Here is a 21217-nt window from a genome sequence, read left to right as displayed (position 1 = left end):
TTTAAGGCTGCGCGCCCAGCCACGCTTCCAGCGCTGCGGCCGGTAGCGGCCGCGAGAACAGATAGCCTTGTAGGACTTCGCAGCCCAGGTCGGCGAGAAACAGGCGTTGTGCTTCGTTTTCCACGCCTTCGGCGACCACGTGCTTGCGCAGGTGCTCGCCGATGCGCAGCACCGAGGTGGTGAGCGCGCGGGCGTCCTCGCTGTGTTCGATATCGCGGACGAAGCTCATGTCCAGTTTGAGTTCGTCGATCGGCAGGCGATGCAGATGGCTCAGGCTGGAATAGCCGGTGCCGAAATCGTCCAGCGACAGCGAGATGCCGGCTTCGCGGATGGCGTGCAGGTTTTCCAGCACGCCCGGCTGGCCGGATAGCATGACGCTTTCGGTCAATTCCAGGGTCAGGTCGGAGGCTTGTACGCCGGTGTCGGCGATCAACCGAAGCAGGTCGGGAAGCATGCGCGGGCTTTCGAAGCCGCTGGCCGACAGATTGACCGAAACGCGCGTGACCGGCACGCCGCGCAGACGCCAGTCGGCCACCTGCTCGCAGGCCCGCCGCAGGACCCAGGCGTTGAGCTGCGGCATCATGCCTTGCTCTTCGGCGACAGGCAGAAACCGCGCGGGCGAAATCGCGCCCAGTTGCGGATGATTCCAGCGCAGCAGCGCTTCCACGCCGTACAGCGCGTGCGGTGCGGCGCTATGCATCTGCGGCTGGTAGTGCAGCTGCAGTTGGTCGCGGCCGATGGCCTGGCGCAGCTCCGCTTCCAGCGCAACGCGTTCCTGCGCCATGCGGTTCATGTCGGAACTGAAGAAGCGGAAACGCCCACCGCCTTCCTTCTTGGCGCGATTCATCGCCAGATCGGCGTGGCGCAACAGGATATTGATCTCGCGGCCGTCCTCGGGAAACATCGCTACGCCGATACTGGCCGACGAATGCACGGTCATATGGCCGACCGGCAGCGGGCTGGCGATACTGACCAACAAGCGCTCGGCGGCGGCACTGGCCTGCTCTGCACTGCATTGCGGCAGCGCAAGTGCGAATTCGTCGCCTGACAGGCGCGCCAGCATCGCCGTAGCGGTGAGTTGGTCGTTGATGCGCAGGGCGATATCGCGCAACAGGCCATCACCCGCGGCATGACCCTGGCTATCGTTGATGAGCTTGAAACGATCGATGTTGATGAACATCAACGCTGCTGGTTCGCCGGCGTATTCGGCATGCGTCAGCGCCTGCTCGGCGCGCGCGTTGAACATGATGCGATTCGGCAAGCCGGTGAGCGTGTCGTAGAAAGCCAGTTGATGCACGCGCTGGCGGATCTGCTCGCGCTCCAGCGCCAGCGTGCACAGTTGCTGGCACAAATCGGTCAGCCGCACATGCCAGGCATCGGCACGCTGCGGCTTGCGGTAATACAGCGTGAAGGTGCCGAGCACGCGCGCGCTGTTGGAGCGGATCGGCGTACTCCAGCAGGCGTGCAGGCCGCACCGCAACATCGTGTCGCGATACGGTTCGAACAACGGGTCGGTGGCGATGTCTTCCACCATCACCGCGCGACCGCGCCAGGCCGCGGTGCCGCAGGCGCCTGCGCCCGGGGCGATTTTCAAGCCGTTGACCGCGTCGGCGTATTCGGGCGGCAGGCTGGGCGCAGCCAGCGAATGCAGGCGGCCCTGGTTGTCGGCGCTCATGACGGCCGCCAACACTTCCGGGGCGATGCGTTCGACCTCGGTGCAAATCAGCGTCATCACCTCGATCAACGGGCGTTCCTGCACCAGGGCTTCCAGCACGCGGTGCTGTAGCACCTCGTGCATCTTGGTGTCGGTGATGTCGGTCAGCACCGCCACGTAATGCGAGGGGGTGTGGTCGGCGTCGTAGATCGGGTTGAAGTTGAGCGAGACCCACAACGGCGAGCCGTCCTTGCGATAGACCAGCAAGTCGGCACGGGTCTGCTGCAAGGCATCGGCGCGCTCGCGCACGCGCGCGACTTCGCCCTGGTCGCTCTGCGCGCGGGTCAACACATCCGATGGACGCTGACCGACAAGCTCGGCTTCGGTGTAGCCGAACATGCGCTGGAAGCCGTCGTTGGCATACAGCAGGCGCGATTGCAGATCGCAGATGAGAATAGCGCTGCTACTGCCATCCAGCGCTTCGGCCAGCAGGCGCGAACGGCGCTGCTCGGGCTGTTCGCCGGCCTTGGCCATGCCGGCGGTGACCGGGCCGGGCCTGACCAGATCGTGGCTCGGCGCGTTCGCATGCACCGGCTCAGCCGTCCCCGGCGTGCGATCGATCGCCGCGTCCGTAGCAGCGGCTGTCGCGCTTGCTTGTGTCGGCGGAAGCGTCGGGTCGGTCGGATGCGAGGGATGCGCGGCCATGCCGGATCAGCGTGCCTGCGCCGACAATGCGAGCAAGCGCTCGGCCACGCGCTCCAGCGGCACCACTTCCTGCGCCGCGCCGAGTTTGTACGCCGCGCCGGGCATGCCCCAGACCACGCTGCTGGCTTCGTCCTGCACGAGCGTCGGCGCGCCGGCCTGCAGCATTTCCAGCAGCCCGCGTGCGCCGTCGTCGCCCATGCCGGTGAGGATGGCACCGACCGCATTCGGGCCGGCATTTGCGGCGACAGAGCGGAACAGCACATCCACCGCCGGCTTGTGACGATTGACCGGCGGACCATCGTCGATGCGGCAGCGCCAACGCGCACCGTCGCGGATGATGCGCAGATGCTGGCCGCCCGGCGGCAGATACGCGTGACCGGGCAGGATCGCTTCGCCATCAGTGGCTTCGCGCACCGACATGGCGGAATGGCGGTTGAGGCGCTCTGCAAATGCAGTGCTGAAGCTGGCCGGCAGGTGCTGGGTCATCACCACCGCAGGCGCATCGGCGGGCATGTGTTCGAGCACCACGCGCAGCGCTTCGGTGCCGCCGGCGGACGCACCGATGGCGATCAGGCGGTCGGTGGTACGAAAGCGCAGCGCGCTACCGGGCACCGGCGCCGACTGCATATCGAGCGTGACCTTTGGTGTGCTGGGGCGGTGCAGTGCGCTGACCTTGGCTTTGGCGGCCATCTTGACCTTGCTGACGATTTCTTCTGCATAACCTTCCAGCCCGCGTGCGACGTCGATCTTGGGCTTGGACACGAAGTCCACTGCGCCCAGCGACAAAGCCTGCAAGGTGGTGTCGGCGCCGCGCTCGGTCAGCGATGAAATCATCACCACCGGAGTAGGGCGCAGGCGCATCAGGTTTTCCAGGAACACCAATCCGTCCATGCGGGGCATTTCCACATCCAGCGTGATGACGTCCGGATTGAGGCGCTTGATCTTTTCGCGCGCCAGCAACGGGTCGGCGGCGGAGCCGACCACTTCGATGCCGGCATCGCGCGAGAGGATTTCGGTGAGCATCTGACGCACGACCGCCGAATCGTCGACGATCAGTACACGCACAGGAGTTTCCAGCGTCATTCGAACAACTCCACTCCACCGGTGACCGGTGCTTTGGATAGACGGGCGCGCACGGCCGATTCGGTGGCGGCGACTTCGGCTTCGTGTGCATGCGGCAGACGCTGCACGACGACGCGGCCGGTCGTTGCGAAGAACCACACCTTGCGCGGATGGATGCCGCACAGATCTTCAGCAATGATGGGAATGTGTTCTGCCTGCAGGTACTGGCGGACGAACTCGGCGTTGCGGGTGCCGACCGGGTTGCTGGTGAAGCCCTTGAGCACGTTGGCACCACCGAAAACCTTGGCTTCGATGCGTTTGCGATGCGCGCCGCGCTTGAGCATGTCGTTGATCAGCAACTCCATCGCGTAACTGCCGTAACGCGCGGGTGCGCCATCGCCGATCTGGCCTTCTGGCAACAAGAAGTGGTTCATGCCGCCGATCTTGAGCACCGGATCGCGCAGGCACGCTGCAACGCAAGATCCCAGGGTGGTTGTCAACGCGGTGTCGTCGTCCACCACCAGATACTGCGTGGGCAGCAGTTTGGCGGCGATGGTCTGGAAGCGCGAATCGCGGTAGCGCATGACGTCGTCGACTTGCACGGCCGTACTCATGCAGAGGCTCCCGCGCGCGGTGCGCGCCGATACAGCGTGCGCCCGCACGGCTGGATCAGATCGGCCGCGTGCAGGTAATTCTCCGAATGCCCAGTATAGAGCAGGCCGTCGTCGCCCATGTGGCTGACCAGGCGCGACAGGATGCCGCGTTGAGTGGGCTTGTCGAAATAGATCATCACGTTGCGGCAGAACAGCGCGGCATACGGGCCGCCGACGTCGTAACGCGGTGCCAGCAGATTCAACTGGCGGTATTCGATGAGTTGGCGCAGTGCGGGAATGACCCGGCACTTGCCTTCGTTGGGGCCGCTGCCGCGCTGAAAGTATTTGCGCTTGATCGAAGCATCCAGCGAGGCGACGCGGTCGATGGCATAGACGCCACGCGACGCGGTTTCCAATACCTGGGTATCGACGTCGGTGGCGACGATGCTCACCGGCGGGGTCAGCGTGCCGAAGGCTTCGCAGGCGGTAATGGCGATGGAGTAGGGCTCCTCACCTGTGGATGCGGCACATGACCAGATCTTCAACGGCGCCTGCGAGGCGCGCTTTTGCAGTTCTTCGCGCAGCTTGTCGAAGTGGTGCGGCTCGCGGAAGAACGAGGTCAGGTTGGTGGTCAGCGCGTTGGTGAACGCCTGCCATTCTTCTTCGTCATTACCAGTCTCGAGTTGATCGAGATAATCGCGGAACGAGCGCAGACCGAGCACGCGCAGACGGCGCGAGAGACGGCCATACACCATGTCGCGCTTGGCCGGCGCCAACGCGATACCGACACGCTGGTAGATCAAGTCGCAGACGCGCTTGAAGTCGCGGTCGCCGAAGTCAAATTCGCGTGTGTCTGAAGCGGGGGTCGTAGTCGTCATATCCATACGCGTCGTGAGCTATAACTAGATATCGGCCACGTAGTCACGCAACTGAAGCGCCAATGCATGAATTGCACGCGGTTGGGTTCGGTAGGCCGTGCGATGGGGTATGGCGGTGCATTCGCTGGCCGCTCAGAGCCATGGCCGCTCATCAGGTTGTCCGCAGCAGCGTGCGCGCGGTGATCAATGCAGATGCCGTGCCCAGATGCACAACGCCCCGGCAGTGCCGGGGCGTTGTGGGTGACAGCGGTGAATCAGAACTCTTGCCAGTTACCGTCGGCCAGCGCAGCCTGTGATTTGGCAGGCCGCACCGCGGTTGCCGCTGCCCGCGCTACCGGCTTGGCGGCGCCTTTCACTGCAACCGGGCGCGAGGCGATCGGCCGGACGCGTGCGGTCTGGGTTACCTGCGCAGCCGATTCGTCCAGCTTGAACACCGACACCGCTTCGGCCAGGTGACCGGCCTGCTCTTCCATCGAGCGGGCGGCGGCGGTGGCTTCTTCCACCAGCGCAGCATTCTGCTGGGTGGTTTCGTCCATCTGGGTGATGGTCTGGTTGACCTGCTCGATGCCGGACGACTGCTCCTGCGAAGCCGCAGAAATCTCGCCCATGATGTCGGTCACGCGCTGCACGCTGGCCACGATGTCGGCCATGGTGGCGCCAGCCTTGCGGACCAGTGCCGAGCCTTCGGCAACCTTGTGCACGGAATCGTCGATCAAGCCCTTGATCTCCTTCGCCGCACCGGCCGAACGCTGTGCCAGCGTACGCACTTCGGAGGCGACCACCGCAAAACCGCGGCCCTGTTCGCCGGCACGTGCCGCTTCCACCGCTGCATTCAACGCCAAGATATTGGTCTGGAAGGCGATGCCATCGATGACGCTGATGATGTCGGCGATCTTCTTGGACGAGGCTTCGATGCCGGACATGGTGGTGACCACCTGCGACACCACTTCACCGCCTTGCGAGGCCACGCCGGTGGCGCCGATGGCAAGCTGGTTGGCCTGACGGGCGCTTTCGGCGTTCTGCTTGACGGTGGAGGTGAGCTCTTCCATGGAAGCTGCGGTTTCTTCCAGGTTGGCGGCCTGCTGCTCGGTGCGGTGCGACAGATCGCTGTTGCCCGAAGCGATTTCGCCAGCGGCCGAGTTGATCGCGCTGGACGACAGCTTGATGCGCCCAACGATGTCGGCCAGCTGCTCGGCGGTGGCATTGGCATCGTCACGCATCTGCGCGAACACGCCGCTGAACTCGCCATGCATGCGCACGGTCAGGTCGCCACGCGACAGCGCGGACAACAGGGCCGAGATCTGCTCCAGGCTGCCGGCATTGGCATCCAGCAAGCCGTTGAGCTGCTGCGCCAACTGCAGGAAGAACCCCTGCTTGCCGTCGGTTTCCACGCGGCCGCTCATGTCGCCGCTGGCAGCGGCACGCACGATACGGGCGACTTCGTCTTCCACCTGGACCTCGATGGTGCGGTCGCGCCATTCGCAGACTTCGCCGCTGGTCTCGCCCTGTTCGTTCTTGATGGCGGTGACCGTCTGTGCCAGCACCACTTCGCCGAAGCGCTCTTCGAAGCTGGTGACGCCATCGCGTTCCAATGCGGCAATGGCTTTGCGCACGGTCGCATCCGACAGACCCAGGTAACTGATGTGCTGACCGATGACCTCGCTCGCATCGAACTCGGGCGATGCCAGGCGGATGCTGCTTTCGTACTGCGCCACGATCTTCTTGAAGGCGTCGTTGGCGTAGATCATCACGTGCTCGGGATCGGTGATGAAGGTGCCGGTCGAGGACTTGTCCAGCGCGGTACGGATACGCAGGTTTTCGTCGGCAATCCTCTGATCGCGTTCGATACGCTCCTTCAGGTCGCGCTGCATGCGCTGCATCGAGCGCATCAACTCGCCCACTTCGTCCTGTCCCTGTACGTTGATCTGGCCGTCCAGCTTGCCGCCGGCGATCTCGGTGGCGGTGGTGACCGCGCCGCGCATGCTCTTGACGATGGAACGGGCGAACAGGAACGCCAGGCCCAGGCCGCCGGCAATGCCGATCAGCAGCACCATCACGGTCAGCGAGACCGAGGTGGCATGGACCTTTTCGGCCTTGGTCTTGGCAGCCTGCGCGAGCATGTTGTCTTCGGCGATCAACGCAGCCAGCGAATCCTTTGCCTTGTTGTGCAGGGTGCGGGTTTCGCCGACGAAGGTGTCGACGGCGTCGTCGGGCAGATTGAGTTCGATCATTTCATTGACGCTGGCGTAGGAAGCCGAGGCCTTCTTCCAGTCGGCCACGAACACGTCGAACAGCTTCTTCTGTTGCGGGCTCTCGATCAGGCGCGGGTAGCCCTTGATGGTGGCTTCGATCTCGCCATTGAGCTTCTTGGAGCGGACCTTGGCTTCCTGCTTGACCGCATCGCTGGCGCGCACCAGGTTTTGATAAGACGCATTCCGGTATTCGCCCAGCATGCCGCGCAGATCGCCGGCTTCGCGCACGCTGGACATGGTGTTGCCGGCCAGGTCGCGGGTCACGTTGTTGAGCGATGCCAGCCCCGAGTACGCGATGATTCCCTGTACCAGCATGATCAGCAGCACGATGCCGAACGCCAGCATCAGCCGCGGCATCAATTTCAGATTATTGATCCATTGCATTGACACGATTCCCCAGTAAAAGTCAGTCCGCATAATCCAGACAGCACATCGCCACGCATGGGCGTGGCGATGTGCGATGCGATTACTTGATGGTGGCGAGCTTCAGGCTGGCCGGGGAGCTGACTTCGATTTCGGCACGCGAACTGTCGCGCTGGATCTTGCCGAGGACGCAGACGTCCTTACCTTCGAGCGATTCCGGGGCGAAGCTGAACTTGCCGCGGTTGACGCCATCGATACGTGCGGAGAAGGTGTGGCGCGGGAACATGCCGCCCATGTACAGGAAGGTGGGTTCGCCTTCCGAGCTCTGCGCGTACTTGGCCTTTTCGACCTTGCCGCACACCATGCCGTCCTTGCCAACGAAGCGCGTCGCCATTTCCGGCGGAATCATTTCCTGCGACTGGGCCGACAGCGAGGGAGCAACAATCACCAGAGCAGCAACGGGAAGGAGCGAGAGCAGGAACTTCATTGGGATTCTCCAGAAATCAAAAGTCGAACGGTGACCCGTTGGGTGGACGCGGGCTTCCATTCAGCTATCGGCTAGCCCCCGTTCAACTTGAATCCCAAAAACGTGATTTTCATCTCACTTCAATAGCGTGGTGATTCGCTTGTGGGGAGACTCCCGACACGCAATAGTCTTAGACGCGTTCGCTTAACGCATTGCGGCCGTCGGAGTGGTGCAGTGGGTGCGGGGCGGCGCCATGTCCACGTGGTACATGACGGCTCCTGCACACCTCCACACCTCTGCCGACGACCGCAGGCGAGGCAAACCAGTCGCTTGAATCAGGCGGCTTCTTCAACCAGCTGCTGGCCCAGCTCGGTACTGTCCAGCAGGGTCTCGATATCCAGCAGGATCAACATGCGATCGTCCTGGGTGCCGATCCCCGAGATGAAACGGGTATCGACCGCAGCGCCGAACTCGGGCGTGGGACGGATCTGGTCGTCGTTGAGCGGAATCACGTCGGACACGCTGTCCACGACGATGCCGACGACGCGGTCTTCGACGTTGAGCACGATCATCACGGTGAAGGCGTCGTAGCGCGCTTCTTTCAGGCGCAGCTTCAGGCGCAGGTCGATCACCGGCACGATGGTGCCGCGCAGGTTGATCACACCCTTGATGTAGTCGGGCGCGTCGGGCAGGCGGGTGACCGAATCGTAGCCGCGGATTTCCTGCACTTTCAGGATGTCCACGCCGTAGTGTTCTTCGCCCAAAGCGAAGCTGAGGAATTCACCACCGGTGCCGGTGGCAGTGCTTTTGTCGTTCATGGAAACTCCGGGCGTTGCGGCTAAGTGTCAGGTTGCGGCAGGACTGCGGCAGCAGAGACGGATGAGGGATGCCCTAGCAACATCGGCGGGGTGGGCAGCAACTTTAGGTGCCGGCCCCGCGCAGTGCGGGAGGGTTCAGAACACGCCGCTCTTGCGCGCGTTGCGCTGGCGGTCGACGCGGAAAATGTAGCGCTGGATGGTTTCGTCGGCGCCGCGCGGCAATTCGCTGAACTGCATGCCGATCCGGAAGCCTTCGCTGCCGTTGGGTAGCGTCTGCTTGTACTGGCTGCACACGGTGAGCGGCAGCGTGATGGGGGCCGTGTCGGGCAGTTGCAGAATGCAGTTGCGATAGGTGCGTTGCGGCTCAAGCAATGGCATGCCGTCGGTGAGCGACACCGCCAGGCCGCCGCTGCTGATGTCGATGACGCGCAACTGCAGATTAAGCACTTCACCCTGTGCGGCTTCCTGGCGAATGGTGCAGACGGGGGAGTCGGTGATCGGCGTTTCCAGCCGGTACGATTCGCGCCGCTGCAGGTGGTACATGGCCTCTGGCAGGTCGGCGCGGAAAGCGACGTGGATATCGCGCTCGATGCGCTCGGCCTTTTCCAGTCGGAAGCGGATGTTGACCCGTTCCAGTTGGGCGTAGCACAGCAGGTATTTGGCGCCTTCGATGGCGCGGTTGGAGGCCTCGTTATGGCTGCCGTCCAGGATCACGCAGTCGTCGTCTTCGTCCACGTCCAGCACGGCGGTAGGCACGGCCAAGTCGCGGCCGGCCACATGCATGGTCACGATGGCGCGTTGGTCGATCAGCTGGCGCAGCAATCCGCGGATCTGCCGCTTGTTGCGCAGCAGATAGCGATCGTCACCTTCGGCGAGGTGATCGGCATCGTGGTCCAGCTCTGAGGTATCGCCTTGGGACATGGCACAAGCACAGTAGAAGCGGGAAGGCGCCTGGCGGGTTGTCCCGGCGTCGCCTTGATATCGGCGGGAAAGCCAGATCTTTAAGCGTGGCTGACGAAACTGTTGCGTCGAGGTCGCTCAACGCTGTGCGTGAAATGACCACTCGAGTCGGTCGATGCGCAGTGTTTCGGCAAGCAACCAGCAGTGGTCGGGGCGGTGTCTGGCGGCATGGATGCCCACGGGGACGGGTTCACGGCGTGACCCACAAGCGGCGAGGGCATCGTGCCCTCGATGCTTGTGGGGTTGCTGCAGGCAGTCCTGTTTGCCGTGTCAGTTGTAGGCGTGGCGTGCGTTGGCCAGCAGGGTGTTCAGGCGGTCCTGCGGCTCCAGGCGGAACACCGCCACCGCATCGACCAACTGTGCGGCCTGGTCTTCCATCGAACGGGCTGCGGCGGTGGCTTCTTCCACCAGCGCGGCGTTCTGCTGGGTGGTTTCGTCCATCTGGGTGACGGTCTGGTTGACCTGGGTGATACCCGCGGCCTGTTCGCGCGATGCGCTGGTGATCTCGCCCATGATGTTGGTGACGCGCTGCACCGAGGTCACCACTTGCTGCATGGTGCTGCCGGCTTCGGACGCCAGTGCAGCGCCGTTGCCGATACGGGTCACCGAGTCTTCGATCAGGTGTTTGATCTCCTTGGCGGCGCCGGCCGAGCGCTGTGCCAACGTGCGCACTTCCGAGGCAACCACGGCAAAGCCGCGGCCCTGTTCGCCGGCACGCGCCGCTTCCACTGCTGCATTCAAGGCCAGGATATTGGTCTGGAACGCGATGCCGTCGATGACGCTGATGATTTCGGCGATCTTCTTCGAAGAGGCGTCGATATCGGCCATGGTGGTCACCACGCGGTTCACCACATCGCCGCCCTTTGCGGCCACACCGGCAGCATCCAGTACCAGGCGATTGGCCTGGTCTGCGTTGTCGGCGTTCTGTTTGACGGTGGCGGTGAGTTCTTCCATTGAGGCAGCGGTTTCTTCCAGCGCGGCCGCCTGTTGTTCGGTGCGACGCGACAGGTCGCCGTTGCCGGTGGCGATTTCGGTGGCGGCCGAGTTGATCGTCAGCGAGGAGTCCTTGATACGGCGCACGATGCCGGCCAGCTGGTCAGCTGTAGCATTGGCATCATCGCGGATGGTGGCGAATACGCCTTGCAGGTCGCCGTCCATGCGTGCGGTCAAATCGCCTTGCGACAGCGACGAGAGCAGGGCGGAGACGCGCGACAGACCATCGGCGTTGTTGTCCAGCAGCGCGTTGAGCTGTTGAGCCAGCAGAAGCAAGAAGCCATGCTTACCCCGGAGGTCGATGCGCTCGCTGAGATCGCCGGCGGCGGCGGCCTCCACCACATGTGCGACCTCCTGTTCTACCTGCACTTCCTGGGTACGGTCGCTCCATTCGACCACATAGCCCATGCGCTCACCGGTGGCAGCCACGACCGGGCTGACCACTTCCTGCACGATGCGGCCGCCGATTTCGATCTGCGCGGTGTGCGTGCTCTTGAGCTGATCCAGCAGGCGCGCCTGCTCGGGATTGCGATGGAATTGGTCGATGCGGGTATCGCTCAATGCAGTGGGATCGAAGTTGGGCAGGTCGTGCCGCACAACTTCCTGCATCTCCGACAGCATGCGTTGCAGCGGACGATTGACGTAAATGATGCGGCGGTCGGCGTCGGCGATCATCACATTGGTGCTGACATCGTCCAATGCGGTACGCACGCGCAGTGCTTCGCTGGCGATCATGTGGTCGCGTTCCAGGCGTGCGCGCAGGTCGTCGCGCATGGTGCGCGCGTTGAGCAACAGGCGGCCGAGTTCGTCGTGCCGATCGATGTCGATGGGGTTGTCCAGGCGGCCGGCAGCCACGTCGCCGAGCACGCGTTCCACTGCCAGCAACGGGCGGGTGACCATCTTGCGCGCGGCGATGAACACCACCGCGATGCACAACGCCAACACCACCAGCGAGAACAGCAGCATGCTGCCCATCAGTGCATCCAGCGGGCCGTCGATGGCACTGCGCGGCTGTGCACCGATCACCGCCCACTGCCACGGCGCGTAGCGCTGTGCGGTGACTTCGAACGCCTGGCTTGCGCCTTTGGCATCGCGCAGCTGCACGTTGGCGCTGGGCTGCTTGCCGTCCAGCACTGCCTGCAACAGCGCCTGCTGTTCGGCCGGAACCAGCGCCGCCAACGTGGCCGGGGTGCCCGGCGGGGCCGCGATGACCTGGCCCTGGCGCTCGCCTGGCGCCATGTCGACGATGACGAAATAGCCGTCCTGGCCCAGCTTGGTGGTGCTGACCTGGGCCTTGAGCGCGGCCAGACCCTGGGTGTAGTTGCGCCCGACGAACAGCGCACCGATGACCTCGCCGGCGGCATTGCGCAGCGGTTGGTAATGGGTCATGTACTGCTCGCCGAACAGCTGCGCCTGGCCGGTGAACGCCTTGCCTTGCGACAGTGCGGCGTAAGCCTTGCCCTTGCGATCGAGCAGAGTGCCGATGACGCGTTCGCTCTGCTTATTGCGCAGCGAGGTGGTGATGCGCACGAAGTCATCGCCGGTGCGGGCGAAGATCGTGGCGACGCCGCCGGTTGCCTTGGCAAAGCGGTCCACTGCGTCGAAATTGAGATTCAGCGCCTGCTTGCCGATGCGCAGCGACGGGGTGTGCTGCTCGCCGATGGTGACGGTACTGCTGCTATCGAGTTCGCGCGCGCCGGCGGGGAGCATGTCGTCGAACACGCTGCCCAGGCGCTGGGTGCCTTCGCTGAGGGTGACGTCGTACATCGCCACCGACTGCTGCATCAGTCGAGTACTGGAACGTAGCTCGGCTTTGACCTGCGATTCGATATCGCCAGCGGACTGGCGGTAGATGGTCAGGGCCAACAGACCCAGCGAAATGGCGATGACCAGCGTGAGCAATGCGGAGAGCCGCGTACCGACCGAAAGGCGGTTGAAGGAATGCATGAGGAATCGACCTTGCCCGGGGGAGGGCGTTACGAATGCGTGAGGTCCTTAGCGGCCAGTTGTGCGAAAAATTGATTGTTTCTGTTGAAATCAGCACAACTTCGAGCGTTACACTTAGTATTCAGCCGTTGAAATCGGTTTCATAACGGCGGCGCTGTTTTGCGAATTGTAAGTTTTAAGTGAAATTACCGGTGCTGCGCGGCCGAGACGGGCTGCGTGCGGTTGGCCAAATGCATGTCTGACCGCGTTTCCCTCGCTGTGATCGTACGCAACCAGCACCATGACGACGCAGCCGTCAGGCGCCCCTGCCGTCGCTCGGAGTCGCACCCGTACATATCGGCTTCTGTACGTCGCCATGGCTGACCATTGCTTGCCGCTTTTGTCACTGCTGCTTAGAGAGCGGCAGCACAAAAAAAGGGCCGCTTCCCCTCGCAAGGGAAGCAGCCCATAAGATCTGCGGAGCACGGATCAAAGCTCTCGAATCGTTCTGTGTTGCTGACAACGGTGTTGCATGAAACGCGGATCGACAGCTGCGACTGCCTGGTCACGACGGTTACGGCCAATGAGGCGAGTGCTTGGACTGCAAGCAGTGGCCGGTTCTGTGCAGGTCGCCAACGACTGCTGGCGACCAATTGATATGCAGCGTTGCGACTTAAAACTCCTGCCAATCGCCGGCGGCAACGGTCGAGGTAGATGCGCTGGCAGTCACGCGGGGCTTTGTCGCGGGTGCGAATGCAGCACGTGCAGCCCGGTGTGTTGCAGGCCGCTGGTTGCCCGCTGCGCCGGCGATCGCGGACAACTGGCGTGCTAGCGGTGCTTTTGCATCGATCTTGAACACTGCAACGGCTTCGGTCAGTTGCTGCGCTTGTTCTTCCATCGCGCGCGCAGCGGCGGTGGCTTCTTCTACCAGTGCAGCGTTCTGCTGGGTGGCTTCATCCATCTGGGTGACGGTGAGGTTGACCTGTTCGATGCCGGCCGATTGTTCCTGCGAGGCAGCGGAAATCTCGCTCATGATGTCGGTGACGCGCTGCACTGACGACACGATCTCGGCCATGGTGCGGCCGGCCTCATCCACCAGCTGCGAACCGTCGGTCACGCGCTGTACCGAGTCACCGATCAGGTCCTTGATCTCCTTGGCGGCGGCAGACGAGCGCTGCGCCAGCGTACGCACTTCGCTGGCCACCACCGCAAAGCCTCGCCCTTGCTCACCGGCACGCGCCGCTTCCACTGCGGCATTCAAGGCCAGAATATTGGTCTGGAAGGCGATGCCGTCGATGACGGAGATGATGTCGGCAATCTTCTTCGATGAAGCCTGGATGCCGGCCATGGTGTCGACGACCTTGCCGACCACCTCGCCACCTTGCGAGGCCACGCTGGCCGCACCGATCGCGAGTTGATTGGCCTGGCGTGCGCCTTCTGCATTCTGCTTGACGGTGGAGGTGAGCTCTTCCATCGAGGCAGCGGTTTCTTCAAGGTTGGCGGCCTGCTGCTCGGTGCGTTGCGACAGGTCGTTATTGCCAGCAGCAATTTCGCTAGCGGCCGAATTGATCGACACCGCCGAGGTCTGGATATGCCCGACAATGCCGGCCAATTGCGTGACGGTGGCATTGGCGTCGTCGCGCATCTGTGCGAACACGCCCTGGAACTCACCGTCCATGCGCGCGGTCAGATCGCCCGCGGCAATCGCCTGCAACATGCCCGACAACGCTTGCAGGCTGCCGTCGGCCGTGGCCATCAGCTGGTTGAGGCTGTCGACCATGATGCGGAAGTCGTACTGGAACTGCGCTGCATTGCCACGTGCACTGAAGTCGCCAGCAGCAGCGGCCTGCGCCAGTTGCTTGATCTGCTGATTCATCGCTGCCAGGTTGCGTTTGACCTGCGCCATGGTCTCGGTGAGTTTGGCTTGCTCGCCGGGCAGGGCGTCCATGTCGTCACTGAGGTCGCCGATCGCATAGCGGCCCATGATCTGCGCCAGGCGTGCGGTGACCTGGATGTGGCTGTCGACCAGCGCGTTGGTGTCGCCTGCCATGCGGCCGTAATCGCCGGGGAATGCACCGGCATCCATGCGGAAACTCACCTGGCCGGCATCGTGGCGCTTGGCCATGTCCAGCTGGGCGGTAATCAGGTTGCGCACCTGCGACTGCATCTTGTCCATGGCCTGCAGGAGGCGGCCGGTTTCGTCGCTGGCATCGCTGTGCACGGCGTTATCGAGCTTGCCTTCGGCAATCGCCTCGGCGGCCTGAGTCGCACGGCTCAGCGGCCGGGTGAGGCTGCGGGTGATCAGCAGGCCCAAGGTGCCGCTCAGCAGCACCACCAGCAGCGAGCCGCCCACCAGCAACTTGCGTGAATCATCCATCGACTGCAGCGCGACTTCCGCAGCTTCGGCGGCGAGCTTGTCCTGCAATACGATGTTCTCGGCGATCTTGTCCTGCCACTTCTGCAGTGCGGGCGCGGCCTCGGTCAGCAGCAACGGTAACGCTTGGTCACTATGGCCTGACATCACCAGGTCGATGACCTTGTTGTTCATTTCGCGCACTTTCGGCGTGAGGCTGTCGATCTCTGCGCGGATGCCCAGGCCCTGCGGCGCAGACGGCATGGCATATAGCGCATCGCGCGCTTTGGTGTAGTCCGCGCGTGCCTGCTTGATGGATGCGATAAATTTCAGATTGTCTTCGTTGCTGGTCGGCAACACGACATTGCGCAGCTCCGCAGCGATGACGTAATTGGCATTCATCATGTCGTTGGAGAGGCGGATCTTGGTCATGTTCTGGTGCACGAGTGCATCCACCAGCGCACGTGCGGAGGTCAGTCCGCGATAACCGATAAAGGCGATGAATCCGGAGAGCAGGATCAGCACGGTGAACGCGGCAGCCAGGCGCGGCCCGACATTGAAACGCAGTAAAAGAGAGGTCATAGGATCGCTCGACTCAGGAGGGTGGGAGGCGGTTGCGTCGACAGCCCGGCAAGGCGCGCTGCGCTCGCGTCTGTTTGTCATCACGCCCACTAAGTAACGGCGCGATCCGCAGTCAACTGAGCGTGTTAGGCAAGCTCGTAAAGCGCGTTCTCAGGCACGTGACGGGCGTGTGTTGGTGAGTGCCGTCTCGCTCAGGAACTATGAAAAATTATGCTTTTTAGGCGTTGAAACTTGCGTTTTCAGGAGATTTTGCGAGGTTGCAGGAATCATGAGGCTGTCCTCTGATTCACATGTTGAACACGCTGCCTCACTTGGCAGTACATCTGACGCAGCGTTCGGCAGTGCCACGACAGCCGTGTGTAACGGACTGTCGTAGCGCTGCGGCCTTCGCGATCAGAACTCCTACGCGATCAGAACTCCTGCCAATCGGCCAGATCTGCGGCCGATGTGGCAGTGCTGGTTGCGCTGCGACGTGGCGCTGTGGTCGCCGCGGTGACGCGTGCCGCCTGGCGCGGTGCGAAGCGGGCATTGGCCGGTGCGCTGGCAATGGCCGACAACTGACGTGCCACCGGCGCATGCGCAGCCACCTTGAAGACTGCTACCGCTTCGGTCAGCTGCTGCGCCTGTTCTTCCATCGCGCGTGCGGCGGCAGTGGCTTCTTCCACCAAGGCAGCGTTCTGCTGAGTGGTTTCGTCCATCTGGGTGACGGTCTGGTTGACCTGCTCGATACCGGCATACTGTTCCTGCGAGGCCGACGAGATCTCGCCCATGATGTTGGTGACGCGCTGCACGCTGGCGACGATCTCGGCCATGGTGGAGCCTGCCTGATCGACCAGGGTTGCGCCTTGCGTGACCTTCTCGACCGAGTCGTCGATCAGGTGCTTGATCTCCTTGGCGGCACCGGCCGAACGCTGTGCCAGCGTGCGTACCTCAGAAGCGACCACCGCAAAACCACGGCCCTGTTCGCCGGCACGCGCTGCTTCCACCGCGGCGTTCAAGGCCAGGATATTGGTCTGGAATGCGATGCCGTCGATGACGCTGATGATCTCGGCGATTTTCTTGGACGAGCCCTGGATATCGGACATGGTGGTGACCACCTTGGCCACCACATCGCCGCCTTGCGAGGCGACCGCAGCAGCGCCAATGGCGAGCTGGTTGGCCTGGCTGGCGTGTTCGGCGTTCTGCTTGACGGTGGAGGTGAGCTCTTCCATCGAGGCAGCGGTTTCTTCCAGATTGGCGGCCTGCTGTTCGGTACGCTGCGACAGATCCTGGTTACCGGAGGCGATTTCGCCCGAGGCCAGACCAATCGCATCGGCCGCGATCTGGATGCGGCCGACGATGCCGGCCAGTTGTTCGGCGGTGGCATTGGCATCGTCGCGCATCTGCGCAAACACGCCTTGATATTCGCCGCTCATGCGGGCGGTGAGGTCGCCGGCAGCGATCGACTGCAACAGGCTGGAGAGCGACTGCAGATTGCCATCGGCGGTGGCCATCAAGGTGTTGAGGCTTTCCACCATGATGCGGAAATCGAACTGGAACTGCTCGGCATTGCCGCGGGCGGTGAAGTCACCATTGGCCGCGGCCTGCGCCAGTTGCTTGATCTCGGTGTTCATCGTACCCAGGTTGTGCTTGACCTGGTTCATCGCCGCGGTGATGGCGGCTTTTTCGCCAGGCAGTTGCGGCATGTCTTCGGACAGGTCGCCGATGGCGTAACGCTCGATCAGGTGGATGGTCTGCATCTTGACCTTGATGTGCGCGGCCACCAGCTCGTTGGTGTCATGGGCCATGCGGCCGAAATCGCCGGGGAACGCACCAGCATCCATGCGGAAGCTGATCTGGCCTTCTTCATGGCGCTTGGCCATGCCCAGCTGTGCGGAAATCAGATTACGCAGCTGGCCCTGCATGCCATCCATGGCGTGCAACAGCCGGCCGGTTTCGTCGTTGGACTGCGTGCTGACGTCGTTGTCCAACTTGCCCTGGGCAATGGCTTCGGCAGCGCGGGTGGCGCGTGTCAGCGGAACCACCAGGCTACGGGTGATCAGCCATGCGAGCATGCCGCTGATCAGCACAACCGCCAAGCCGCCACCAATCAACATGGCACGGCCGCGGGTCATCGCCGTGGTGGCGAGCGCATTGGCTTCCTGGGCGCGCTGGCGTTGCAGCGCGGAATATTCCAGCAGTGCGTCCTGCCAGGCCTGCGTGGCAGGTGCGGCGTGCTGCAACAGCAAGGGCATCGCTTCGTTGGTCCTGCCGGCAAGGTCCAGGTCGATCACCTGCTGGTTGAGCGCGCGGGCGGCCTTGTTGCTGGCATCGATCCTGTCACGTATCGCCTGGGCCACCGGCGTTGCCGAGAAGGTGTAGAGCTTGTCGTGCGCATCCTCGTAGATGCGGCGCTGCTCTTCGATGATCGACACGAAGTGTTGATTTTCTTCGTCCGGCGTCGGCAACACGATGTTGCGCAGCTGCACGGCGATGACCGACACCGCGTTGTTCATTTCCTGCAGATGCTGGACGATGACCATGTTGCGATTGGTCAGCGTATCCAGACTTTGGCGCGCCTGCGCCAGTGTATACAGGCCGGCGACAACCAGGGCGCAGGACAGCAGGATCAGCGTGCCAAAGGCAAAGGTCAGGCGCTTGCCGACGTTGTAGCGTTGAAGAAGAGCAATCATGGTTGGGATCTCAAGAGCGATGGGCAGGAAAGGGGCGATGCGCTCGGCGCGGTGGCGTACTGGCTACGCTGGTGGTGCCGATGCGGGCCTGCGTCGAACCGATCCATCGAGACATGCGACACAACGGTCGCAACATCAGCGATTGCAGGGCAGGTATGCATGCTTGGACTTGGTAACGGCAGCAAGCATTGCGGCTGAACTCGCCAGGTCCGACGCGTATGGGTAGGCGTCACCGAGGTGAGACTGGTGTGCACGACAGCTTCAAAATGCCTGTCAAACGGGCATCTCGGCGATTTCCGGCGTACGTGATTTCACTTGCTTCTCACGCAACTCGACGAAACGCGTGCGCTCGCGTGATGTGCGGTGGGACGCAACTGCTTGAGCGATGCAGGCAACGGGCACCTGGCTGACGTGGGACGCATGCGCGAGCGCAGCGCCCCGATGCAGACATGCCGCGAAGCTGCCTTACGCAGCACGACCCAGGCCGCTGCGCGCCGGCCTGGCCTGCAGCTGGAACACGGAGACCGCATCGCGCAATTGCTGCGCCTGTTCTTCCATCGAACGGGCGGCCGCAGTGGCTTCTTCCACCAGCGCGGCGTTCTGCTGGGTGGCCTGATCCATCTGCGCGATGGTCTGGCCGACCTGTTCGATGCCTTGCGACTGCTGCTGCGAGGCCTCGCTGATCTCGCGCATGATGGTGGTGACGTTCTGCACCGAATCGACGATCTCTTGCATGGTACGACCGGCCTGGCCGACCAGCTGGTTGCCGTGTTCGACCCGGCTGACCGAATCGTCGATCAGTTGCTTGATCTCTTTCGCCGCACCGGCCGAGCGCTGCGCCAGCGTGCGCACTTCACTGGCCACGACTGCAAAGCCACGGCCTTGTTCGCCAGCACGCGCGGCTTCCACTGCGGCGTTCAAGGCCAGGATATTGGTCTGGAAGGCGATGCCGTCGATGACGCTGATGATGTCGGCGATCTTCTTGGACGCGGCCTGGATACCGGCCATGGTACCGACGACCTCACCGACGACCGCACCGCCTTGCGAGGCGACCGTGGCCGCACCCACCACCAACTGGTTTGCGCGGCGCGCATGCTCGGCGTTATTGCGCACGGTGGAGGTGAGTTCTTCCATCGAAGCCGCTGTTTCTTCCAGATTGGCCGCTTGCTGTTCGGTGCGCTGCGACAGGTCCTGATTGCCGGTCGCAATTTCGCTGGCGGCGTCGTTGATGGCAGCGGTGGAGTGCTGGATGCGCCCGACAATATCCGCCAGCTGGGTCACGGTGGCATTGGCGTCGTCGCGCATGCGCGCAAACACGCCATGGAAATCGCCGTGCATGCGGGTGGTGAGATCGCCTGAGGCAATGGCCTGGAGCACGGTCGAGAGCGACTGCAGGTTCGCGTCGGCAGTGGCCATCAGCTGGTTGAGGCTGTCCACCATCGCGCGGAATTCGTACTGGAAGCGCTGCGCATCGCCACGCACGCTGAAATCGCCATTGGCTGCGGCCTGCGTGAGCAGGCTGATCTCACTGTTCATCGCCGACAGGTTGGCCTTGACGGTATCCATGGTGTCAGTGAGCACGGCCTTTTCGCCGGGCAGACGGTCCATGTCTTGGCTCAGGTCACCGATGGCGTAGCGCGACATGATCTGCGCGAGCTTCATCTTGACCGCGATGTGCGAGCCGACCAGCGCATTGGTGTCGCGCACCATGGTGGCGTAGGCACCGGGGAAACTGTCTGCCTGCATACGGAAGCTGATCTGGCCGGCATCGTGGCGCTGCGCCATGTCGCTTTGCGCGCTCAGCACGCGCTGCAGTTGTTCCTGCATGCGGCGCATGGTGTCGAGCAGTTGTCCGGTTTCGTCGCGGTCGGCTGCGACGACGTGATCGTCCAGCTGGCCCTGCGCGATATTGGCCGCGACTGCAGCGGCGCGACGCACGTTACGGGTCAGGCGCGACAAGGTGTACCAGCCCAGCGCGGCGATCAGCAGCGCCAGCACCGACAGGCCGGCAATCGCTTGCCACATCGCGTTGCGTGCGTCGACCAGGTGGCGCTCGGATTGTCGCTGCAGCGCGTGTAGCGAGACGTTGCTGAGTTCCCGCATGGCCTGGCCAAGCGCATCGAGTGCGCCATTCCACTGTGCGTCCGCCTTGGCATCGCTGCCGTCCAACGCGGTACCGAGTGCGGCCAGTGCGGCGCTTGCCCGGGTGGCTTCGGTCTCGGCGGCATCGGCCAGGGCAGGGTCGGGTTGCTCCAGCAGGCCCATCGCCTTGTCCAGCTCATGGCGGAAACGCGCATGGTTTCGGGCAAGCTGATCGAGTTGCTCGCGCAGCATGGCGCGGCTGTCGCCCGCCTGCGAGGGGTCGCTGGCGGCGTCCAGACGCGTCAGCGATTCGGTGGTCTCGGGGCTGTAGATCAGCGTGGACACCACTAGGTGGTAGCTCTCGATATACGGGGTGTAGACCAGCTGGCTGTCGTCGCGCAATGCATCGAGCGCGGAGAAGGCCTGTTCGCTGACGGCGGCATAGCCCGCGGCGGCGGCGGCGGCAACGTGGCGCTGCTGCAGGGCCAGCAATTGCTTCTGGCTGCGTTCGAAGCCAGGCAAGTTGGCCGTGGTGGCGAGCAGTTGGGTGAGATCGCGCTCGGCACGCTGTGCCGCCGCACTGGCGGCGCTTCCGCTATCCACATGGGCGGCGTGCAGGTCGGTGATCAGGCCCAGCATTTGGCCAAGCGGTGCGTAGCTGCGCAATTCATTGCTGCTGATGGCGACGCTTTCGTTGAGCTTGCCGCTGTAGAGCAGCACCGGGATCACCATCCCGGCCAACGCGAGCACGCCGATGATGCCGAGTTTCCTGGCGATGGCCAGGTCATCCCAACGGCCGGTCCAGCGGCGTGGCGAAGCTGGAACGGTCTGCGGCAACGGCGTGGGTGAGGTGGTCAT

12 protein-coding genes are annotated in these 21217 nt (G+C 63.3%); all 12 read right to left on the bottom strand.

Translation table 11 applies throughout. The annotated features are described in order from the left end of the window. Position 1: 1 nt before the first annotated feature. Entirely contained in the window at positions 2-2359 is a 2358-nt protein-coding gene (locus M0D43_RS00990) for an EAL domain-containing protein (RefSeq protein WP_260807715.1), read from the bottom strand. Positions 2360-2365: 6 nt separating this feature from the next. Further along, positions 2366-3442: a protein-glutamate methylesterase/protein-glutamine glutaminase gene (locus M0D43_RS00985; protein WP_252163180.1), complete on the bottom strand. Its 1077-nt coding sequence runs from the start codon at positions 3440-3442 to the stop codon at positions 2366-2368. Further along, positions 3439-4035: a chemoreceptor glutamine deamidase CheD gene (cheD, locus tag M0D43_RS00980; protein ID WP_010365269.1), complete on the bottom strand. Its 597-nt coding sequence runs from the start codon at positions 4033-4035 to the stop codon at positions 3439-3441. Before cheD ends, M0D43_RS00985 begins: the two co-directional genes overlap by 4 nt. Then, positions 4032-4898, bottom strand: a complete 867-nt coding sequence (locus M0D43_RS00975) for a CheR family methyltransferase (RefSeq protein ID WP_260807713.1) — start codon at positions 4896-4898, stop codon at positions 4032-4034. Before M0D43_RS00975 ends, cheD begins: the two co-directional genes overlap by 4 nt. A 248-nt stretch (positions 4899-5146) precedes the next feature. Then, entirely contained in the window at positions 5147-7528 is a 2382-nt protein-coding gene (locus M0D43_RS00970; RefSeq protein WP_252163179.1) for a methyl-accepting chemotaxis protein, read from the bottom strand. Positions 7529-7610: 82 nt separating this feature from the next. Continuing rightward, on the bottom strand, positions 7611-7994 hold the full coding sequence (locus tag M0D43_RS00965; protein ID WP_252163178.1) for a hypothetical protein: 384 nt from the start codon (positions 7992-7994) through the stop codon (positions 7611-7613). Positions 7995-8308: 314 nt separating this feature from the next. Beyond that, positions 8309-8791 (bottom strand): chemotaxis protein CheW, encoded by a 483-nt coding sequence (locus tag M0D43_RS00960; RefSeq protein ID WP_002806488.1) that lies wholly within the window; start codon positions 8789-8791, stop codon positions 8309-8311. Positions 8792-8926: 135 nt separating this feature from the next. Then, positions 8927-9712, bottom strand: coding sequence for a flagellar brake protein (locus M0D43_RS00955; protein ID WP_252163177.1), 786 nt, complete (start codon positions 9710-9712; stop codon positions 8927-8929). 309 nt (positions 9713-10021) lie between these two features. Continuing rightward, positions 10022-12691, bottom strand: a complete 2670-nt coding sequence (locus M0D43_RS00950; RefSeq protein WP_252163176.1) for a methyl-accepting chemotaxis protein — start codon at positions 12689-12691, stop codon at positions 10022-10024. 652 nt (positions 12692-13343) lie between these two features. After that, entirely contained in the window at positions 13344-15605 is a 2262-nt protein-coding gene (locus M0D43_RS00945) for a methyl-accepting chemotaxis protein (protein WP_260807709.1), read from the bottom strand. A 410-nt stretch (positions 15606-16015) separates the two neighbouring features. Then, positions 16016-18277, bottom strand: coding sequence for a methyl-accepting chemotaxis protein (locus M0D43_RS00940; protein ID WP_260807707.1), 2262 nt, complete (start codon positions 18275-18277; stop codon positions 16016-16018). Between the two features lie 465 nt (positions 18278-18742). After that, positions 18743-21217 carry a methyl-accepting chemotaxis protein gene (locus M0D43_RS00935; protein ID WP_260807706.1) on the bottom strand — a complete coding sequence of 825 codons (2475 nt, stop codon included), beginning with the start codon at positions 21215-21217 and terminating at the stop codon, positions 18743-18745.

This window comes from Xanthomonas prunicola (genome assembly GCF_025266575.1).
In the GTDB taxonomy this organism is placed as follows: Bacteria; Pseudomonadota; Gammaproteobacteria; order Xanthomonadales; family Xanthomonadaceae; genus Xanthomonas; species Xanthomonas prunicola.
This window is presented reverse-complemented; position numbering and strand designations above follow the sequence as displayed.

Bases quoted from the DNA above. Each gene is read 5' to 3' on its own strand.
- M0D43_RS00990 (WP_260807715.1), bottom strand. From the start codon at position 2,359: ATGGCCGCGCATCCCTCGCATCCGACCGACCCGACGCTTCCGCCGACA.
- M0D43_RS00985 (WP_252163180.1), bottom strand. From the start codon at position 3,442: ATGACGCTGGAAACTCCTGTGCGTGTACTGATCGTCGACGATTCGGCG.
- cheD (WP_010365269.1), bottom strand. From the start codon at position 4,035: ATGAGTACGGCCGTGCAAGTCGACGACGTCATGCGCTACCGCGATTCG.
- M0D43_RS00975 (WP_260807713.1), bottom strand. From the start codon at position 4,898: ATGGATATGACGACTACGACCCCCGCTTCAGACACACGCGAATTTGAC.
- M0D43_RS00970 (WP_252163179.1), bottom strand. From the start codon at position 7,528: ATGCAATGGATCAATAATCTGAAATTGATGCCGCGGCTGATGCTGGCG.
- M0D43_RS00965 (WP_252163178.1), bottom strand. From the start codon at position 7,994: ATGAAGTTCCTGCTCTCGCTCCTTCCCGTTGCTGCTCTGGTGATTGTT.
- M0D43_RS00960 (WP_002806488.1), bottom strand. From the start codon at position 8,791: ATGAACGACAAAAGCACTGCCACCGGCACCGGTGGTGAATTCCTCAGC.
- M0D43_RS00955 (WP_252163177.1), bottom strand. From the start codon at position 9,712: ATGTCCCAAGGCGATACCTCAGAGCTGGACCACGATGCCGATCACCTC.
- M0D43_RS00950 (WP_252163176.1), bottom strand. From the start codon at position 12,691: ATGCATTCCTTCAACCGCCTTTCGGTCGGTACGCGGCTCTCCGCATTG.
- M0D43_RS00945 (WP_260807709.1), bottom strand. From the start codon at position 15,605: ATGACCTCTCTTTTACTGCGTTTCAATGTCGGGCCGCGCCTGGCTGCC.
- M0D43_RS00940 (WP_260807707.1), bottom strand. From the start codon at position 18,277: ATGATTGCTCTTCTTCAACGCTACAACGTCGGCAAGCGCCTGACCTTT.
- M0D43_RS00935 (WP_260807706.1), bottom strand. From the start codon at position 21,217: ATGACCACCTCACCCACGCCGTTGCCGCAGACCGTTCCAGCTTCGCCA.